14 protein-coding genes are annotated in these 17,483 nt (G+C 70.5%); 6 read left to right on the plus strand and 8 right to left on the minus strand.

Features of this window, described 5'->3' with window-relative positions:
- Positions 1-10: 10 nt before the first annotated feature.
- The 3 genes from AB8A24_RS13730 to kdpF are packed head-to-tail and all read right to left on the minus strand — an operon-like array spanning position 11 to position 4,579.
- Positions 11-1,936 carry an NAD-binding protein gene (locus AB8A24_RS13730; RefSeq protein WP_369475810.1) on the minus strand — a complete coding sequence of 642 codons (1,926 nt, stop codon included), beginning with the start codon at positions 1,934-1,936 and terminating at the stop codon, positions 11-13.
- A 4-nt stretch (positions 1,937-1,940) separates the two neighbouring features.
- Entirely contained in the window at positions 1,941-4,487 is a 2,547-nt protein-coding gene (locus tag AB8A24_RS13735; protein WP_369475812.1) for an ATP-binding protein, read from the minus strand.
- A gap of 2 nt (positions 4,488-4,489) precedes the next feature.
- Entirely contained in the window at positions 4,490-4,579 is a 90-nt protein-coding gene (kdpF, locus tag AB8A24_RS13740; protein WP_107093322.1) for a K(+)-transporting ATPase subunit F, read from the minus strand.
- A gap of 182 nt (positions 4,580-4,761) precedes the next feature.
- On the opposite strand from kdpF, the gene AB8A24_RS13745 reads away from it, so the two are divergent.
- The 3 genes from AB8A24_RS13745 (at position 4,762) to AB8A24_RS13755 (ending at position 7,775) form a co-directional block, all read left to right on the plus strand.
- Positions 4,762-6,354: a Na+/H+ antiporter gene (locus AB8A24_RS13745; protein WP_369475814.1), complete on the plus strand. Its 1,593-nt coding sequence runs from the start codon at positions 4,762-4,764 to the stop codon at positions 6,352-6,354.
- 84 nt (positions 6,355-6,438) lie between these two features.
- The gene (locus AB8A24_RS13750) at positions 6,439-6,786 is read left to right on the plus strand and encodes a GntR family transcriptional regulator (RefSeq protein WP_124289571.1); all 348 of its coding nucleotides are present in this window, start codon (positions 6,439-6,441) and stop codon (positions 6,784-6,786) included.
- On the plus strand, positions 6,783-7,775 hold the full coding sequence (locus AB8A24_RS13755; protein ID WP_369475817.1) for a DUF1648 domain-containing protein: 993 nt from the start codon (positions 6,783-6,785) through the stop codon (positions 7,773-7,775). Before AB8A24_RS13750 ends, AB8A24_RS13755 begins: the two co-directional genes overlap by 4 nt.
- 18 nt (positions 7,776-7,793) lie before the next feature.
- Here AB8A24_RS13755 and AB8A24_RS13760 read toward each other — a convergent pair whose 3' ends face one another.
- The 3 genes from AB8A24_RS13760 to AB8A24_RS13770 form a co-directional block, all read right to left on the minus strand.
- Positions 7,794-8,651: a GNAT family N-acetyltransferase gene (locus AB8A24_RS13760; RefSeq protein WP_369475819.1), complete on the minus strand. Its 858-nt coding sequence runs from the start codon at positions 8,649-8,651 to the stop codon at positions 7,794-7,796.
- 492 nt (positions 8,652-9,143) lie between these two features.
- A complete protein-coding gene (locus AB8A24_RS13765; protein ID WP_369475821.1) occupies positions 9,144-10,373 on the minus strand; it encodes a hypothetical protein in 1,230 nt (409 codons plus the stop codon).
- Positions 10,370-11,359 carry a hypothetical protein gene (locus AB8A24_RS13770; RefSeq protein WP_369475823.1) on the minus strand — a complete coding sequence of 330 codons (990 nt, stop codon included), beginning with the start codon at positions 11,357-11,359 and terminating at the stop codon, positions 10,370-10,372. The genes AB8A24_RS13765 and AB8A24_RS13770 overlap by 4 nt, the downstream gene beginning before the upstream one ends.
- Before the next feature lie 560 nt (positions 11,360-11,919).
- Here AB8A24_RS13770 and AB8A24_RS13775 point away from each other — a divergent pair.
- Positions 11,920-12,606, plus strand: a complete 687-nt coding sequence (locus tag AB8A24_RS13775) for a response regulator transcription factor (RefSeq protein ID WP_369475825.1) — start codon at positions 11,920-11,922, stop codon at positions 12,604-12,606.
- Between the two features lie 319 nt (positions 12,607-12,925).
- Complete coding sequence (locus AB8A24_RS13780; protein ID WP_369475826.1) at positions 12,926-13,741, plus strand: hypothetical protein; 816 nt, start codon at positions 12,926-12,928, stop codon at positions 13,739-13,741.
- Between the two features lie 476 nt (positions 13,742-14,217).
- On the opposite strand, the gene AB8A24_RS13785 is transcribed toward AB8A24_RS13780, so the two are convergent.
- Positions 14,218-14,700 (minus strand): GNAT family N-acetyltransferase, encoded by a 483-nt coding sequence (locus AB8A24_RS13785; RefSeq protein ID WP_369475827.1) that lies wholly within the window; start codon positions 14,698-14,700, stop codon positions 14,218-14,220.
- A 454-nt stretch (positions 14,701-15,154) separates the two neighbouring features.
- Positions 15,155-15,961, minus strand: coding sequence for an SDR family NAD(P)-dependent oxidoreductase (locus tag AB8A24_RS13790; RefSeq protein ID WP_369475828.1), 807 nt, complete (start codon positions 15,959-15,961; stop codon positions 15,155-15,157).
- A 1,222-nt stretch (positions 15,962-17,183) separates the two neighbouring features.
- Here AB8A24_RS13790 and AB8A24_RS13795 point away from each other — a divergent pair.
- Entirely contained in the window at positions 17,184-17,438 is a 255-nt protein-coding gene (locus tag AB8A24_RS13795) for a transcriptional regulator (protein WP_328960516.1), read from the plus strand.
- The last annotated feature ends 45 nt before the right edge of the window (positions 17,439-17,483 follow it).

Raw genomic sequence — 17,483 nt, forward strand, 5'->3', positions numbered from 1 at the left:
CCAAGCGAGATCATTGGGCCGGATGAGGCCGGCGGCCTGCGGGGCGTGGTTGGACACCGGTCATCAGAATGTCCAGGCCGCGGCGTGTGGTCACCAGCACGACGCGGTCGTCGTGGCGCAGGACCCGTCCGTGTGGTGGTCGCCAGTTGAAGGCAGGCCGGTCCGCGCGGAATCCGCCGAGTGTGTCCGTCGAGGAGGCCGACCGGCGGCTGGTCGCGGGGCCGACAGCGAGTACGCGCCACTCGTGTTCCTTGAAGGCCTCGTGTATGGAGTGCCCTTCGAGTTCCGGGTGGCCGGCGACGTCCACGACGGTGAAGAGCAGGGATCCGCGCTCCACCGGCATGACCCCCAGTACGTGGCGGCCCATCATCGCGGCGGCGAAGGAGGGCGCGGCCAGCGCCGAGACGCTGCGGCTGCGGGTGAGCGCGTCCGGGTAACCGGCGCGCATGGTGCGGGAGACGGTGGCGGCGAAGTCGTCGCCGTACAGGCGCATCACGGCGCGCACGCGGGGGTTGCTCTCGCGTGCGGCCATCACGATGTCGAGGTTCTCGCCGTCGTCGTGCGTGAGGACGAGGAGCGACTTGCCGGTGCCGATGCGGGCGAGATCGAGGACCCCGGGAGCGGCGGCGTCCTCGAGCAGCAGGTGCACTCCGAGCTCGCGTGCCAGCGCGACCCCTCGGGCCTGCGGGTCCCGCTCGATGACCACGACCTTGTGGTCGGTCGTACACAGCTGAGCCAGGACGCGCGTGCCGATCTTGCCGAGGCCGACCAGGACGATGTGGTCGTGCAGACCCGTATCCGGTACGTGGTTGGCCGATGCCGTGCGGAAGGCCAGGGTGGCGTTCATGGCGGCGGCCACGACGAGAGGGAGTACGGCCAGGCCGACGAAACCCGCGATGAGCTGCAGGACCTGGCGGGCCGTGGACTCCTCGGTCGCCGGGTCGCCCATGGTGAAGATGTCCAGCAGTGGCAGGTACACCGACTTCCACAGCGGTCCGTCCTCCACGACGGCCGTCGCCGTGGCCAGTAGCACCACGGCCGCGGCGAGCACACCGAAGACGGCGGTCACTTCGCGGGAGACGAAGATCTTCCAGGGCAGGTGCCCGAGCCGGTCGCTCAGCCAGTCCCGATAGGCCGGCCGCCTGGCGGGGGACGCCGGCGCGTGGTGGTGGGTCACCTCTTCGAGCATGAGCCGGCCGTGCGTGAACTGCCGGTGGTAGGCGGTCGCGGTGTCGGGCAGCAGTTGGGTGCCGTTGGCGCCCGGTGTTTCCGCGCTGTCCTCGCCCATCGGGTCGTCCATGTGCGTACCGGAGAGAACGGCGAGCGTGGCCAGGTCCGTCGCGTGGGGTGGAGTTCCGGCGGGGCGGACCACTCCGCGGAACACCTTGCCCTCGACCTGGAGGGTGGGCCCGTGCCCGACTGCCGCAGCGGCCACCAATTCGGGGACGGCCGTGTCCGCGTCGGAGAGCACCGTAGTGGACGCGTCGATGAACGCGTCGTCCTGCCCGGCGTGCGCGGCTGCCGCCCGGTCGAGGAGCAGTTCGAGATGGCGACCGCGGTCCCGGTTGAACATGCGGATGACCAGTCGTACGGACGGATTGATGCTGCGGGCGAGCAGGGCAGCGGTCATGTTGGTCTGGTCGTCGCCGTAGGTGAGGGCAACCGCCGCGGCACGCTCGACTCCGGCCTCCCGGAGGGTCTGCTCGTCGGGCCGCGCGGAGATGAGCAGCTCCACGGGGGAGTGCGGATCCCGGTGCAGGGCGACGACCTCGGCGCCGTGCCCCTCGCGGCGCGACGGCAGGACGACCGTGACAGCCTCGCCGCACACGGCGTCGAGTTCCTGTGCCAGGCGGTGTGCGAGGCCGTCGTCACCACAAATGACCACGTGCTGGGAGCGCTGCCCGACTCGCGCTCGGAGCTGGAGGGTTGCGGACATGCGGTCAGAACCGCCCTGCTGTCTCATCGGTGGCGACGGGCAGGGACAGGACCATGGTCAGTCCTCCGCCGGGGGTGTCCTCGGGTGTGAGCGTGCCGTCCATGGCCTCGGTGAGTCCCCTGGCCAGGGCGAGGCCGAGGCCGAGTCCGGCGGTGTTGTCGCGGTCGCCGAGGCGCTGGAACGGTTCGAAGGCACGCTCGCGGTCGTCGGCGGCGATCCCGGGGCCCCGGTCGGCGATCCTGATGTCGACCCGTCCGGCCAGGGCGCCGGCCGTCACCAGCACCGGGCGCTCCGCGGGTGCGTGGCGGACCGCGTTGCCGACGAGGTTGGCCAGCACCCGTTCCAGCAGCGGCGGATCGGCTTGGAGCGCCGGTACGGATTCGAGGTTCTGCACATCGACGGCGGGCCCACCTCCGGGTGTCAGGTCCAGTGAGTCCAGGGCGGCCGGCAGAACTTCCTCCAGTGTGGTGGCCCGCAGGTCGAGCGTGAGGGCGCCGGCTTGGAGGCGGCTGAGATCGAGCAGGTTCTCCACCAGGCGGTTGAGCCGGTTCAGGGACACCTCGGCGGAGGCCAGCAGTTCCGCGCGGTCCTCGAGGGAGAACTCGATCTCCTGGTTGCGCAGTGAGCTGACCGCGGCCAGCGCCCCTGCCAAGGGGGTCCGCAGGTCGTGGCCGACGGCCCGGAGCAGGGCGGTGCGCAGGCGGTCGGCGGCCTTGATGGGTTCGACCTCGGCGGCGGCCTCGGCCAGCCGGGCCCGCTCGACGGCCGCGCCGACGTGCGCGGCGAAGGCGGCCAGCACGCGGCGTTCGGAGGACGGCAGCGTACGGCCGCGCAGGACGAGGAAGGCCTCGGGGCCCGCCGCCACCACGAGGGCGGGGCCGGTCGCGCTGCCTGTGTCGCAGGCTTCCGGAGCCAGCTCGACGGTGTCCATGCCGAATGTTTCACGCGTACGTTCCAGCAGCGCCGGGATCGTCTGGTCGCCGCGGACGATGCTGCCGGCGAGGGACGACATCGTCTCCGCCTCCGCCGTAGCACGAGCCGCACGGCGGGAGAGCCGCAAGGACCTGTCCGCCGCGGCGGCCACGGTGGCGGCGACGACGGCGAAGACCACTAACGCCAGCACGCTGTCCGGGTCGCTCATGGTGAACTCGCCTATGGGCGGCATGAACCAGTAGTTGAGGAGCAGTGCGGCGGTCAGCGCCGCGATCAGGGCGGAGGTCACTCCGCCGATGCAGGCCACGCACACGACGGCCACCAGGAAGAGCAGCGCCTCGCTGGTGAGGTTCAGTGTGCCGCGCATGCGGTCGAGGCCGAGGGTGAGCAGCACCGGGAGCACCACGCCGGCCACGGGTCCGGCGATGAGCCGGGAGGTGGGGAGGGTACGGCGCCGGGACGGGAGCAGCCGGCCGTGGCCCGCCCGCTCGTGCGTGACCATGTGGACGTCGATGTCCTCGGACAGCGCCACGACGGTCTCGCCGATCCCGCGTCCGGTGAGGAAACGTTCCAGCCGACGGCGGCGGCTCGTACCGAGGACGAGCTGGGTGGCGTTCTCCGCCATCGCGAAGTCCACCAGTGCGGAGGGCACTTCGTCGCCGACGACGGAGTGGTAGCTGCCGCCCAGGTGCTCGACCAGGGCCCGCTGGCCGGCCAGAGCCGCGTGCGAGACCCCGGCGGCGAGCCCGTCGCTGCGCGCGATGTGCACGGCGAGCAGTTCACCGCCGGCGGACCGGCCGGCGATGCGTGCCGCGCGACGGATGAGGGTCTCGCCCTCGGGACCGCCGGTGAGGGCGACCACGACGCGTTCCCGGGTCTCCCAGACATCCCCGATGCCGTGCTCGGTGCGGTACTTGTGGAGGGACTCGTCCACCCTCCCGGCCAGCCACAGCAGGGCCAGCTCCCGCAGCGCGATGAGATTACCGGGACGGAAGTAATTGGCCAGCGAGGCGTCGATCCGCTCCGGGGGATAGATGTTGCCGTGTGCCATGCGGCGGCGAAGTCCCTCGGGGGGTATGTCGACCAGCTCGACCTCATGGGCGCGGCGCACGAACTCATCGGGCACCGTCTCGCGCTGCGGGACACCGGTGATCTTCTCGACGACGTCGCTCAGCGACTCCAGGTGCTGGATGTTGAGCGTGGTGACGACATCGATTCCGGCGGCGAGGACGTCCTCGACGTCCTGCCAGCGCTTCGGGTGCCGGCCGCCCCCAGGGACATTGGTATGGGCGAGTTCGTCGATCAGCACCACCTGTGGCCGTCTGGCCAGCAGCGCTTCACGGTCCAGCTCCGTGTACCGGCCGCCACGGTATTCCTGTCCCGCCGGCGTGAGGATCTCCAGGCCGTCCAGCTTCTCCTCGGTGTGCCGGCGCCGGTGGCACTCCACGAAACCGGCCACCACATCCGCGCCGCGGGCGGCCCGGCGGTGTGCCTCGTCGAGCATCCGGTACGTCTTGCCGACGCCGGGGGCCGCACCCAGAAAGACCTTGAGCCTCCCCGGCCGTACGGCAGGGTGTCCCGCGTCGGCCACCGGGCCCGCCTCGTGCGTGGTCGTCATGCTCAGAACTTCTCGGGGAAGAACAAGGCCAGGACCAGGTACCCGACCAGGCTGACCGCGACGATGATGCCTACGACAGTTTCCGTGCTCACCCGTACCCGACTCCTCCGCACGTCCTCAACTTCACCAGCGAACAGCAGCGATGACGCGAAGGAAACGGCCCTGACGCACTCCTGACGCGAGTCGACCGGGACTTTGACGGTGTATTGACGGCCGTTGCATCGATAGGGTGAAGGCGGTGTGCCGGGAAGCCTGGTCGGCGTCGCGTGACCGCATGGTCCGCGTCGACTCGGGTGGGGGCGGAATGCGCAGCGTCGGTACGGTCTTGTTCCTCGTGGTGCTGGCCACGGTCGTGGCCACAGGTGCCCGCCGCTGGCGAATCCCCGCACCCTCACTGCTCGTTGTCGCCGGGCTCGTCGTCGCGCTGATACCGGGCACTCCGGAGATCCGGGTCAGTCCGGAGGGCATCGGCCTCATCGTTCTGCCGCCGTTGCTGTACGCCAGCGCCGAGGAACTGTCCTGGCGCGAGCTGCGGCTGGTATGGAAGCCGGTCAGCGTGCTCGCGGTCGGTCTGGTCTTGGCCTCGGCGGCCGCGGTGGGTCTGGTCGCATCGCTGCTCACCCCGCTGACCTGGCAGATGGCGCTGGTCCTGGGGGCTGTCCTCGCGAGTACGGACCCGGTGGCGGTCACCGCGCTCGGTCGGCGCCTCGCCCTGCCTCCCCGCGTCCAGGTCCTCGTGCAGGCCGAGAGCCTCTTCAACGACGCCACTTCGCTCGTCCTCTTCCGGGTCGCGATCGTCGTTGCCGCGGCCTCCGGCGGGGTGTCGTGGCAGGCGGCGGGCACCGAGTTCGCGCTGCTCGCCGGCGGCGGCATCCTCATCGGAGGTGCAGTTGCCGGGGTCGTTGCGCTGATGCGCCGCAGGACCGAGGACCCCGTACTGGAGACCGTCATCGCCCTGGTGACCCCGTACGCCGCCTACGTGCTGGCCGAAGCGGTGCACGCGTCCGGCGTGACCTCCGTTGTCGTGGCGGGCGTGGTGCTCGGAGGCCGGGCGGACCGGTTCACCAATGCCCGCATACGGATCCAGCTGCATGCCGTCAACGGCACCGTGGTCTTCCTGCTGGAGAGCGTCGTCTTCAGCCTGATCGGCCTCACCCTGCCCGGCCAGGTCGCCGCGCTGACCGCTGACGACGGGCTCTGGCCGCTGTACGCGCTGGCGGTCGCCGCGACCTTGATCACCGTTCGCCTGCTGTGGGTCCTGCCCCTCTCGGCCGTCGTCCAGCGGAACGCGGGCGTACGTCCCTCCTGGCGCGTCCCGGCCGTGCTGACCTGGGCGGGCACGCGCGGCGTCGTCCCACTGGCCGCGGCCCTCTCCATCCCGGTCGCGGAGGGCGACGGCAGCCTCCTGGGCCAGCGCCCGCTCGTGCTCGTCCTGACCACGTCGGTGGTGGTGGTCACCCTCGTCGCCCAGGGCTTCACCCTGGCCGACGTGGTCCGTCGCTCCGGAATCGCCCTCGAACCGGATCACACCGAACGCGAGGAGGCCTCCGCCCGGTGCGCCCTTGCCGCAGCGGGCATCCGTCGGCTGGACGAGGTGTCCGACCTCGAAGCGGTACCGGACGTCGTGGCAGACCGGCTCCGGCGCAGCCTCCAGGCCCGGCTCGAACACGCCCGCGACCGCCTGGAGGAAGCCGACCTGGCTGAATCCGCAGACCAGGTCTACCGGCTGCTGCGCCGTGACCTGATCCGGGTGGAGGCCGTGGAACTCCAGCGTCTCTACGACGAACACCACATCAGCGACACCACCCGCCGACGCCTTCAGCGCTCCCTGGACCTGGAGGAGGCGCGGCTGGACCTGGCGAGATGATGTCGAGCTGCGGCCCACACGGGTTCTTCCCGGTGGATCCCCTGGAGCGTCCGTGGTGACGATGGTGATAGGTTCATTAGCACCATGCTGTTGAAGCTGAACGTCGCGGACAATCGCCCTCTGCACGAGCAGGTCGCGGGTGCGATCAGACGCGCCATCGCCGAGGGCGAGTGCGCCCCGGGTGACCGCCTGCCATCGGCGCGCGATCTCTCCCAGGCATTGGGCGTGAACGTCAACACGGTCCTCCGCGGTCTTCGAGGGCTCCGCGACGAGGGACTGCTGGAGTTCCGGCGCGGTCGCGGTGTGACCGTGGCCGAGGGGGCGGACCAGCGTTCGGTGCTGCTCGACCGCGTGCGCGAACTGGTCGGTGACGCGGCGCATCTGGGGTACAGCAAGGCCGATCTCATGGAAATGATCAGGGGGCTGGCATGAAAGACAGTACGGAGCGAAGGGGCGGAGAATGGTGGGGTGTTGCGATCTGGGCCGTGGCGGTCTTAGCCGCGCTCGTCGCACTTCCCTGGGCCGCCGGTGACCGGCTGCCGGAGCGGTTGGCGACCCACTGGGGTGCCGGCTCCGGCGGGCCGGACGGTTCGATGCCGCTGTGGGCAGCCGCGCTGTTTCCCGGGTTGATCTGGCTGGTCCTGGTGCTGCTGACCGTCGTGCTCGCGCGGTGGCGTGAGGGGGCGACCTCAAGTCCGGCGATGCGGGGCTGGCCCGTATCCACACTGCTGTCCAGCGGTGTCCTCCTCGTTGGTGCGCAGGCGTCCATCGTCCGGGCGAACCTGGATCACACGGACTGGCGGCAGGCCGATTCCGTGGGTCTGTGGACGGTGCTGACGTTCGGGGTGGCGACCGTGGCGGGGCTGGCCGGGTGGGCGGTTGCCCGCCGCGGGCCGGCTGCGGCGCCGCACGCGGTTGCGGGCGGTCCGAGCATGGACGTTCCGGTCGGCGAGAGGTTCGTGTGGCTTTCCCGTACGACGAATCCGTGGCTCCGCTGGATCGGTGCCCTGTCCGGGCTGGTCGCGCTCGCTGCCGTACTCGTCGCGGTGAGCGGCCTGATCGAGGTGGAGTGGACGGTCGTCGCACCGTTCGCCACGGTCTCCGTCGCGGCTCTCTCGTGTGCCTCCGTACAGGCCCGCGTCACCGAGAAGGGCTTGGACGTGGCCTTCGGTCCGCTCGGCTGGCCGGTGCGGCGCTGGCCGGCCGAGGACATCGAATCGGCGCGTGCCGAAAACCGCACCCCCGCCCAGGTGGGGGGATGGGGGTATCGGCTGAGCGGCATGGGCACGACGGTGATGCTGCGCGGCGGAGAGTGCCTGGTGATCCACCCCCGGCGGGGGAGCGAGTTCGCGGTGAGCGTGGACGATGCCGAACGGGGCGCTGCCCTGCTGAACGCCCTGGGCGGGCAGCGCACCCACTGAGCCGGCGCGCGGGCTGCGTCACCCCGTCATTGCGACGCGAGGGCGGGCGCGGTGGCGGGGCGGCTCCGCTGCCCTGTGCCCGACCTCGTGTGCCAAGGCTCGGCCGGTGACGTGGTGGACGTATTCACGGGTCAGCCGGAAGCCGGCCGTCCAGGCCAGCAGTCGGCTGGGCCGGTTGTCGCGTGAGCAGCACCAGCTCGCGGTGTGTCCCCGTGCCTGGATGTCGGCCGTCAGGCCGGCGACGCAGGCCAGTGCGGTGGGGGCCCCTCCCAGCGGTAGCTGGGGGAGCTCACGGCGGCGATCGGGCACGGTGACGACCGCGATGTCCTCGTAGGCGCTGCCGAGGAAGTAGGTGCAGGCGACGGAGAGGACCCGCCCCTTGGCGAACGCGGCCCAGCCGTGGCCGGAGGCGGCGAGCCCGCCGGGTCCGCCCCAACTGGCATGGATCCAGGCGTTCTCGGAGTCCATCGCGGCCAGTGCCGGAACGTCTTGGGGAGTCAGCCGCCGCACCGTTACGCCACGCGGGGTGCGGGGGAGGGACACCGGTGCCTGAGGCTGGTGGACGTACAGCATCCGTTCCCAGGGGACGACGCGTTCGAATGCCGAGCCGAGCGACGGCCAGAACAGGGCGGGCGTTTCTACGTACCGGCCGGCGAACCGGGCCAGGGCGTCCTGGGTGAGCGCGCTCGGATCGCCGCGCAGCAGTACGTGGTCCGCGCAGCTGACGGCGAGGACGCGAGGCAGGTGGGGGCGGTCGGCCCACCAGAGGCCGACGCCCGTGGTCAGTACGTGCTCGGCGAGTGTCCCGGGACCGGGTGAGCCTGTGGGGAACCAACGGCTCAGGGCGGGGAGCTGCTGCGGGGAGATCTCGATCACGAATGTCTCCAGGTGGTGCTGCAACGGGTTCTCGGGCAGGGGGAGCGGGCGGCACAGGGGGAGCGGGCGGCACAGGGTAAGAGGCAGCGCAGCTCTGGGCCGTGGCTCGCCTTCAGGCGTTGTGGCCGACGGGCGCAGGCACCGGCAGGTTGGTCAGGAGGTGCGTGCAAGGCCCCGGGCCTGCCCGGGGCGAGGGCAGGCACGGGGCGGAAGCGGCCGCCCGCCCTACGGGTGACTGTTGGCGGCCGGGGATTGCGATCGGTGCGTCAGCGCACCGGCAGGTGAGCAGCGCGCGCGGCCGGGCGCACCGTATGCGGTGGCCGGTCGTCATGGAGCAGACCGCTGTTCACGTCGTTCATCCAACTGCTTGGTGAGACAGGGATCAAGGAGGTCGCCCAGTCCTTGACACAGCTCTGATACCGGCATGACCGGCCCCGGCCACGACGGGTGTTACCGATCACGGGCCGCACAACCCGCTCCGCCGCCCGCGGCTCACCCGCGGGGCAGTGTCACTTTCTCCTGGCCGCAGCCGATACGGCTGGACTCCGCCTCGACGTAGGCGGGCAGCAGGTCGTGGACGAACGTGAAGTCCTGCTCCCCGAACCTGTCCTTCTGCTCCACCATGAAGGTCACGTCCCCGGTCTGGCACCGCGCCCGGTACACGGCCCGGCTCACGTTGAACGATCCGTACCCGTTGGTGCCCTTGAAGGACGAGCCGCCCTTGAGGAGGTCCTGGGAGAAGACCTCGGCCAGGGCCGGATCCACGACCGTGGTCATCCGGACTGCGGCCTTGGGGTACCTGCCGGCGGCCTCGCAGATCCGGGCGGCGCCGCCGGCGCCGCTGACCCGGGCACGTGACAGGCTCTCGCGGTAGGCAGCGGGGAGGGCGAGGCCCTTGATCCCGCAGAAGGCGTCCGGCTGTGTGTCCCGCCACGCGACGACGTCCTTCGGCAGGTCCGGCGACCGGTAGACCCCGGAGCAGCCCAGCTCGCGTATGACGCCGTTGGCCGCGTCCACCGCAGCGTGCGCCAGAGCGGCGCGGTCCTCCCTCTCGTACTCCGACGAGATGTCAAGGCCCGCAGGCCCCATGCCGACGTCGACCACGACCGGGCCCTCGAACTGGGCGGGCCTGCCGGTACAGGACTGGGGAAGCGCCAGCCAGGCGCGGGAGGAGGAAGCCATGCCGGGCAGGCCCTCTCCGAGGGCCACCATGCCGGCCGCGAGGAACTCCTCGGGCCACTGCCGCCCGTCGCTTCCGTGGAGGCCGTCCAGCTTGTGCACCCGTACGGTCAGCTGCCTTCTGGCCCGGTCGTCCTTGTAACTGGTGATGCGGCACTGGCCGTAGGACAGTCCTTGGCCGTGGGGGTCGGTCTGCAGCATCTGCTCCTCGACCTCGGTCCTGCGGTCGCTGAAGAGGGACGACATGGTCGAGTCGCTGAGGGAGTCCCAGCAGGGGGCGGGGCCGAGCAGCGGCAGGGTGTCCGTACGCCAGGCGACGACGCCGGCCCCGAGAAGGCCGCCTGCCAGGACGCCCGCGGCGGCGGCCCGGACGGTGCGGTTCCGCAGCAGCCGGCGCAACAACGAGGGCCGCGCGGGAGAGGGCACCGAGGGAGCCAGGTCCTGGTCCTTGTCCGGCTGTCGGGCCGGGGTCGTTTCGCTGTCCACTGCTGGTGTCACGCTCTCTCCGTTGTCCGCCACGCTGCCGTTGTTGTCTGCGGTCACCGGTCCTCCCCGGCCTGGCACCCGATGCGCTTGCTCACGGACGCGGTGAAGTTCGCGAACACCTGCTGGTCGTCCGGGCGGCTCCGGCCCTTGAGGCCTGGCTCGACGTTCCCGTAGAACACGGTCCGCCTGCCGCCACAGGTGGCCCGCACCAGTCCCTGACCGTTGCCCTCGGGAAGCCCGTCGAACAGTGCGACCAGGCGGGGCTCGGACGCCATCACGAACTGCGCCGCCGGCTCATCGGGCACCCCCCGGGAGCGCCACACCACCGAACAGGTCTGGAGCCGCTCACCGACCACGCCCACCTGCTGCTGGTAGGCGGAGTCCTTTCCGAACTCGAAAGTCACCCCCGGAATCCTGCACAGAGGGGTGGAGGCCCTCTCGTCCTTCTCCGCGGTGACCACCATCGGCGAGGACAGGCGCAGCGGCTTCGCGGGCTTGCAGCCCGCCTTCGACGCAGCGGTGCCGGCCGCGTCCAGCAGCATCCGGGCGACGTCCATCCGGTTTCCGATGGTGAAGGGCATGGCCTTCTTCCCCAGGTGGCCGTCGCCCCAGCTCTCGCTCCGGATCGTGACCGCGGACGGTCTGCTGTCCACATCACAGGCCTCGGGCAGCACCAGCATGGCCCGATCGCCGCCGACCAGCCCGTTCAGTCCGTCGGGCAACGGCGAGGCCGAACCGTCGAAGAAGTGGGCTATCCACGCACGGCGCTCCTCGGCCGAGGCCGGGACGGGGCCGTACGCGAGGGTGACGCGCTCATCGAAGGTGAGCGGCTCGGTGGAGTCGTCATCGGGCATCGACGAGGCGACGGTGACCGTGCACGTGGCGGTCGGCCTGGTGGACGAGGGCGGCGCCGACTCGGTGGCTCGGCGCGCGGAGCCGGACTTGCCGAGCGCCTCATCACCGAGGAAGGACGGACCGCTGTCCTCCTGCCACGCTCCCCAGCAGTAGCTCGCGCGGAACGGCCAGCTGCCCGTCGCGCTCAATCCGTACAACCCCGCACCCGAGGCAAGAACCGCCCCACCTGCAACAAGGGCGAGGAACCTCCCCCGTTGCCTGCCGCCGACACCCATGACATTCCCCCTCGTGAACCACGTAGATCACAGCAAACGCACCGATGCTACGTCCGATGTCAGTGGTGTTTACGACTCATTTACGGCACTCCGATGCCTGCCATCAGCAGCGCGTCAGGAAGTGCGGGTGTGCCGTAAGAGGGGCGTCAACGTGGTGCGTTGGCACACGGCCTTGATCGCAGACTGAGTGGCAGGGGGAAGCGGACGACCGTCCGTGATGCGAGGTTGGAGGGCGTGTGACGATCACCGCCGAGACCACGCCCAGTCCGGACCGCGGGGGGTCGGGCTGGAGCCGGGACGCATCACGGACGGGCCGTCCCGTGCACTGCCGCGCGAGCCTCGCCGTAAGGATGCCGTCAAAGTCGCACCCACGGCCGTATGGACGTCGTCAACGCCTGCCGAGGCGGCCGAAAACCGATGTTCCCTCCGGTTATCCGTACTCACAGGACGTACAACAGGAAGGCGGCGCGACGATGCCCCGGGTGCTGGTGGTGGATGACGAACCGCAGCTTGCGCGGTTGCTGGTGATCAATCTGAAGGCGCGGAAGTACGACGTGGACTGCGCGCAGGACGGGGGTACGGCCCTGGCGGCCGTAGCGGCCTGCCGCCCGGACGCGGTCCTGCTGGACCTCGGACTGCCCGACATGGACGGGATCGAGGTGATCAAGCAACTGCGCGGATGGTCGAAGGTGCCCGTCCTGGTGGTCTCCGCCCGCCACGGCTCCGAGGAGAAGATCCAGGCCCTGGACGCAGGCGCCGACGACTACATCACCAAGCCCTTCAGCATGGACGAACTGCTGGCCCGGCTGGGAGCCGTCATCCGCCGCACGCCGACACAGGAGTCGGCCGCCGCGAACGAAGCGGTCGTCGATACCGAGGAGTTCACCGTCGACCTGCTCGCGAAGAAGGCCAGGCGCAGAGGGAAGAGCATCCGGCTCACGCCGACGGAATGGCATCTGCTGGAGGTCCTGATCCGCAACCGGGGCCGGCTCGTCAGCCAGCGGCGTCTGCTCCAGGAGGTGTGGGGTTCGTCCTACGGAACGCAGACCAACTACCTGCGGGTGTACATGGCTCACCTCAGGCGGAAGCTGGAAGCGGACCCGTCACACCCGCGTCATCTGATCACTGCCCCCGGCATGGGGTACCGCTTCGAGGCATGAGTGCGGCGGAGCCGACGGACAGAGGGCGCCGTCAAGACCCCGTCAATTCTGCGTCTCCCCGCGTATGAAGACCATCAACGTGCCTGGTGGGTCGAACTGTTGAGCCAGATGCTGGCGTGCACGCAGGGCCGTACGAACGGCCCGGGTGTGAGCTGGAGCGCGAGTGACGATCACCGCCGGTACCGATCAGACCCAGGGAGCGGGGGCTCCAGAGACTGTCACGCAGAGCCCCGCACCGGAGGCCCGTCGCGTGAGCGTCCCACGTTCGCCATCCGGAGGGAAGCTGGGAGGAGGGCCGCCGGGACCACGGCCTCCCACCATGATCGCCCGGGCGGCCCGCCTGCTCGCCGACCGCTACTGGGAGACCTTGCCCGGCCGACTGCGCCTCGCTCGCGCGGCGTGCGTGCTGCTTGCCACCGGGCTGCTGATCCTGCTCGCGGTCGCGGCGACGGGCGCGACCACCGCTTGGGACGAGACGGCCCAGCACGACGCGCCCCGTACCGTCTCCGCGACCCGGCTCAACCTCGCGCTCAACGACATGGACGCGCAGACGGCCAATATCCTGCTCTCCAGTGGTGATTCCGGTACCGGCAAAGGGCGCCTGGAAGAGTCGTACGCCAAGGCGAGTGGCTTCTACGGAGAGGCGCAGGAGACCATCAGCCGCTCCCTGCGCACGCTCGCCGCCGCCTCGGAAGGCGACCCGGCCACCGAGGCGACCGTCGTGCGGCTCACCGATGACTTCGCGCACTACCAGGAGCTGATCGGGCGGGCACTGGAGAACGACAGCCGGCCCGGCGGCAAGGACGCCGCCCGCGAGGACTACCGGACCGCGACCGACCTCCTCACGGGGCGGCTGCTCCCGGAGGCACGCAAGCTCGTTGACGCCAACAATGCGGTGTACGAGCGGCAGTACGTCGCAGCGCGAGGCGACCTCGACGTGCAGCGGACCGCCGAAGCCGTCCCTCGAGCGGGAGTGGCGTGCGACCAGCGTCATCCACTCCACCAGTTCCTCGCGGGGCTGGTGGCCGGGCGCGAGCATGGCCCGCAGGAGCCGAGTGCTGCGCGCCGGAGTCGGCCGGACGAACCAGGCGGCGGAGACGGCGAGCAGGCCGGGGGTGAGGCGCAGCCTGCATAGTCCGCCGGGGGAGACGAGCACGAGCCGGTCGATGCGCGGTGACGGGCTGGACAGGGCGATGGCGGCGCCGAAGGAGTGCCCGATCACCACCACGGGCCCGGTCGCGGCGCAGGCGTCGAGGAGCTCGCTCAGCCATGTGCCGTACCACGACAGTCGGCCGCCGGAGATCGCGCGCTCCCCGGAGCTGAGACCGGGCTGTCCGGGGACGTCCGGCAGGACGAGCCGATGGCCGGCCGCGACAAGGGAGTTGGCAAGGGGTAGAGATGCGGCGGCGTTGAAGTTCGTACCCGGCACGAAGACCACCGTGGTCGGGCCGGAGCCGGAGCTCACCAGGTGGGTCTCTGCTCCGTTGGCGGTCACAATCGTCCGCTCGTGCGGCACCGGCCATGCGTCGAGCCGGTCGGTGCACCAGCGGCGGATGTGCTCCCGGCCTGCCGTGCTGCGGTAGATGGAGTCCACCCGGCGAGTATCGCCTCTCATCCCGCCGCCACTCTTCCGGTTGCCGTCGGTGTGCCGACGGCGTAGTGGGCGTACTCCCGCTCCGGACGGAAGCCGGTGGTCCAGGCGAGCAGGCGGCCGGGGCGGTTGCCGGCGGAGGAGGTCCAGCTGGGGGTGTGCCCGCGGGCCGCTATGTCCGAGCACAGGGCGTTGACGCAGTCGAGAGCCAGGTACTGCAGGCGCGGGTCGGGCACGGTGACGCAGGCGACGTCCTCGTAGGCGGTGCCGAGGAAGTAGGTGCATGACACGGCCACGATGCGGTCACCCTGGAAGGCGGCCCAGGCGTAGCCCGAGCGGGCGAGGGCGTCCGGGCCGCCCCAGGTGCGGTGGATCCAGTCATCGCGGGCGGAAGGGTGGTGAGCGCGCGAACGTCCCGCGCGTTCAGCCTCCGTACGGTCACTCCCCTGGGCGGTCGGGTGGCGGGCACGGGGCAGCGCTTGACGTACACCATGCGCTGCCACGGCACGACCCGGTCGAAAGCAGCCCCTATCAGGGGAAGGAAGCGGCCCGGAGCCTCGATGGAGCGGTCCGCGAAGACCCTGAGGTCCCTCGGCGTCAGGGCCTGCGGGTCTCCGCGCAAGAGGACGTGGTCTCCGCATTCGGCGGCGATCACGCGCGGCTGGATGACGCGGTCCACCCACCAGCGGCCGGCGTCGGTGGTCAGCACGTGCTCGATCAGGGCGGCCGAGCCCGGGGCTCCGGTGGGGAACCAGCGGACGAGCGCCGGGAGTCGGTGGGACGGCAAGTTGATCACGAGGGTTCCTTGTCGGGACATGGAGGCGGGGCGGCCCTGTTCGGAGGGCCGCCCCGCGGAATGGGCTGTTGGCTAGCAGGAGGGCTTGCTGCCGTGGTTGGAACCCTTCTTGCGGCGGGCCCTCTTCTTGCGTGCGCGCTTGGACATGGACGGGTGTCCCTTCAGGCGGTGTGGCCGACGAGGAGGTCGGCGAGCTTGTTGAGGCGCTTGATCGTGCGGTCCTCGGTGGCGGCGGCGGCCGGGGCGACGCGTTCGTCGCGGTCGTAGTAGGCGCCGTTGACGATCTCGGTGGTGGGGTCGCAGAGGCGTACGACGTGCTGGGCGCCCTCGGCGGCGGAGTCGCCTTCGTTGCCGTAGAGGGGGAGCAGGCCGGTCTCGCAGACACCGGGGTGGACGGACACGGCGGTGACACGCGGGTCGGAGGCGAAGACGGTCAGTGCCAGCTGCGACTGCGCGTAGGCGGCCAGCCGCGAGTAGCGGCGCTCCCGGTTCGGGTCGCTCCACTGGATGGCGGCCGTGCGGTGGAGCGAGGAGGAGACGTTGACGACGCGCCCGCCCGGGTCGCTGGTCAGAGCGGGCTCCAGGAGGTTGGTGAGGAGGTAGTGCGCGAGGAAGTTGACCTGGAAGGCGATCTCGTTGCCGTCGATGGTGAGGGTGTGACGCTCGGGGGCGGCGATGGCCGCGTTGTTGACGAGAACGTCGAGGCGCGGGTGTTCCCGTACGACCGCGTGCGCCAGGTTCTCGACCTCCTCCAGACGGACGAAGTCGGCTGCGAGCGGGCGCAGCAGGGCGCTGTCGATGCCCTCGGTGGTCACCAGACGGTCGGCCGCGGCCTGGGCCTCCTCGGGGATGCGGCCATGGAGGAGGACGACCGCGCCGCGCTGGGCGAGCAGGCGAGCGGTCTCGTAGCCGATGCCGGCGGTGGCGCCGGTGACGAGGACGGTACGTCCGGACAGGGATGAAGACATGTCGGATTCCTGGAAGCAGGCATGGCTGACGCGCCCGGCGCCCCCGGCGTTGAGAAGGGGGGGCGAGGGCTCAGGTCATGCGGTGAAGGTGAGGATGCGTACGAAGCCCTGGCCGGAGTCCGTCAGGACACCGGTGGCAGGTACGCGGAGGACGCGCGGCCGATGTCAGAGGGCCGGGCGGACAGCGGGCGCTGTCGGCTGCACCGACGTGACCCCGGCACGGCTTCGCCATGACGGTGGCCGATCGTCGTAGCGCGGACCGCTGTTCATGACTCCATCCCAGCGCATCACGGATGCCGGGGCAAGATCCTCAACGGGACTTTGACGGCCTTCTGATGTACGTCGGGTGACCGTGCGAATTCAGTCTTCGCGCAGGTCATCAGGGCCGCGTCAAAGATCGACGACCGCGCGGAAGGAATGCGTAAAGGAGCGTTGTCACGGACGTCGGCCGGGAACAGACTGGCGGAGCGACGGAGCCGATGACGGTCCGGTGGCACGCGGCTGGAGGTCGGTGACCTGAACACCGCCGAAGATGCGCATGGTCCGGCCGTGGGGGTACGGGCCGATGCGACCGCGTGCTGGTCACACGTCGCACAGCACATGAGCCGTCCAGCTTCCGGTGTGGGGATACCGAGCTGGGCGGCTCGCGTGTTTCCGTCGTCAACGCATACACCAGAAGGAACCCCTCCCGGCAAGTAGTTGCTAAGGCGGACACTGGATGCCGAGTAGGCAGGTTCAAGGGTTCAAGGCTGCTCGGCGACGACGGGAGGGGCGTGTCATGTCTGAACAGGCCGATGCGGTCACATCGTTGAAGGGGATTGCGCGGATCGAGGCGAGCGCGCCGGGGTGAAGCGGCTGGTACGTCGGCTATCTCTGGCTGTTCGCCGTGTGGCAGCTCGCTCTCGTCCCGGCGGTGCCGATGTGGCACGGGCGGACGGGAACGCTCGTCAGCACGCTGGCGAACGCCGTTGTGGTCATGGGGTTGTCCGTGTTCGCCACGCGGTAGCCCGTGGTCCCGCGCGGCTAGGCAGACGCTCGTGCTCGGCTTCACCATCTTCCTGGACAGTGTCGCCTTCGTGGTCGTGGCCGCTGTCGCCTGCGCTCTGCCGGCCGCTGCGGCGGCCTGGCGTGAGGCGCGCGCCGTACGACGCCGGAAGCCTCGGTGGGTGGCAGTCAGGGCCCTCATCCGCGACACGGACTCGCACCCCTTCTCGCATCGGCCGTGCGTCTGTCGATCGTCGCGGCTCTCGCTCCTGTGGAGAAGGCCGAGTTCGCCTATGTGCGGGACCTCGTGGAGATCACGGACTCTGCACGGTCGAAACAGGTCTCGCGCCTTGAAGAAGCGGGCTGGGTGACGGTGGAGAAGGGGCAGGTCGGGCGTCGGCCCCGGACCTGGCTGTCTCTGACCGAGGAGGGGATGACGACCTATCGGCGTCACCTCGCCGCCCTCACGGCCATCGCGGGCCTTCTGAGTTGATGCGGGGGGACGATCGCCGGCCACAGGATGTGACCGGCGATCATC

It is taken from the genome of Streptomyces sp. BF23-19, assembly GCF_041106355.1.
Classification (GTDB): Bacteria; Actinomycetota; Actinomycetes; order Streptomycetales; family Streptomycetaceae; genus Streptomyces; species Streptomyces virginiae_A.

Bases quoted from the DNA above. Each gene is read 5' to 3' on its own strand.
- AB8A24_RS13755 (WP_369475817.1), top strand. From the start codon at position 6,783: ATGAAAGACAGTACGGAGCGAAGGGGCGGAGAATGGTGGGGTGTTGCG.
- AB8A24_RS13780 (WP_369475826.1), top strand. From the start codon at position 12,926: ATGATCGCCCGGGCGGCCCGCCTGCTCGCCGACCGCTACTGGGAGACC.
- AB8A24_RS13790 (WP_369475828.1), bottom strand. From the start codon at position 15,961: ATGTCTTCATCCCTGTCCGGACGTACCGTCCTCGTCACCGGCGCCACC.
- AB8A24_RS13735 (WP_369475812.1), bottom strand. From the start codon at position 4,487: ATGACGACCACGCACGAGGCGGGCCCGGTGGCCGACGCGGGACACCCT.
- AB8A24_RS13730 (WP_369475810.1), bottom strand. From the start codon at position 1,936: ATGTCCGCAACCCTCCAGCTCCGAGCGCGAGTCGGGCAGCGCTCCCAG.
- AB8A24_RS13775 (WP_369475825.1), top strand. From the start codon at position 11,920: ATGCCCCGGGTGCTGGTGGTGGATGACGAACCGCAGCTTGCGCGGTTG.
- AB8A24_RS13750 (WP_124289571.1), top strand. From the start codon at position 6,439: ATGCTGTTGAAGCTGAACGTCGCGGACAATCGCCCTCTGCACGAGCAG.
- AB8A24_RS13745 (WP_369475814.1), top strand. From the start codon at position 4,762: ATGGTCCGCGTCGACTCGGGTGGGGGCGGAATGCGCAGCGTCGGTACG.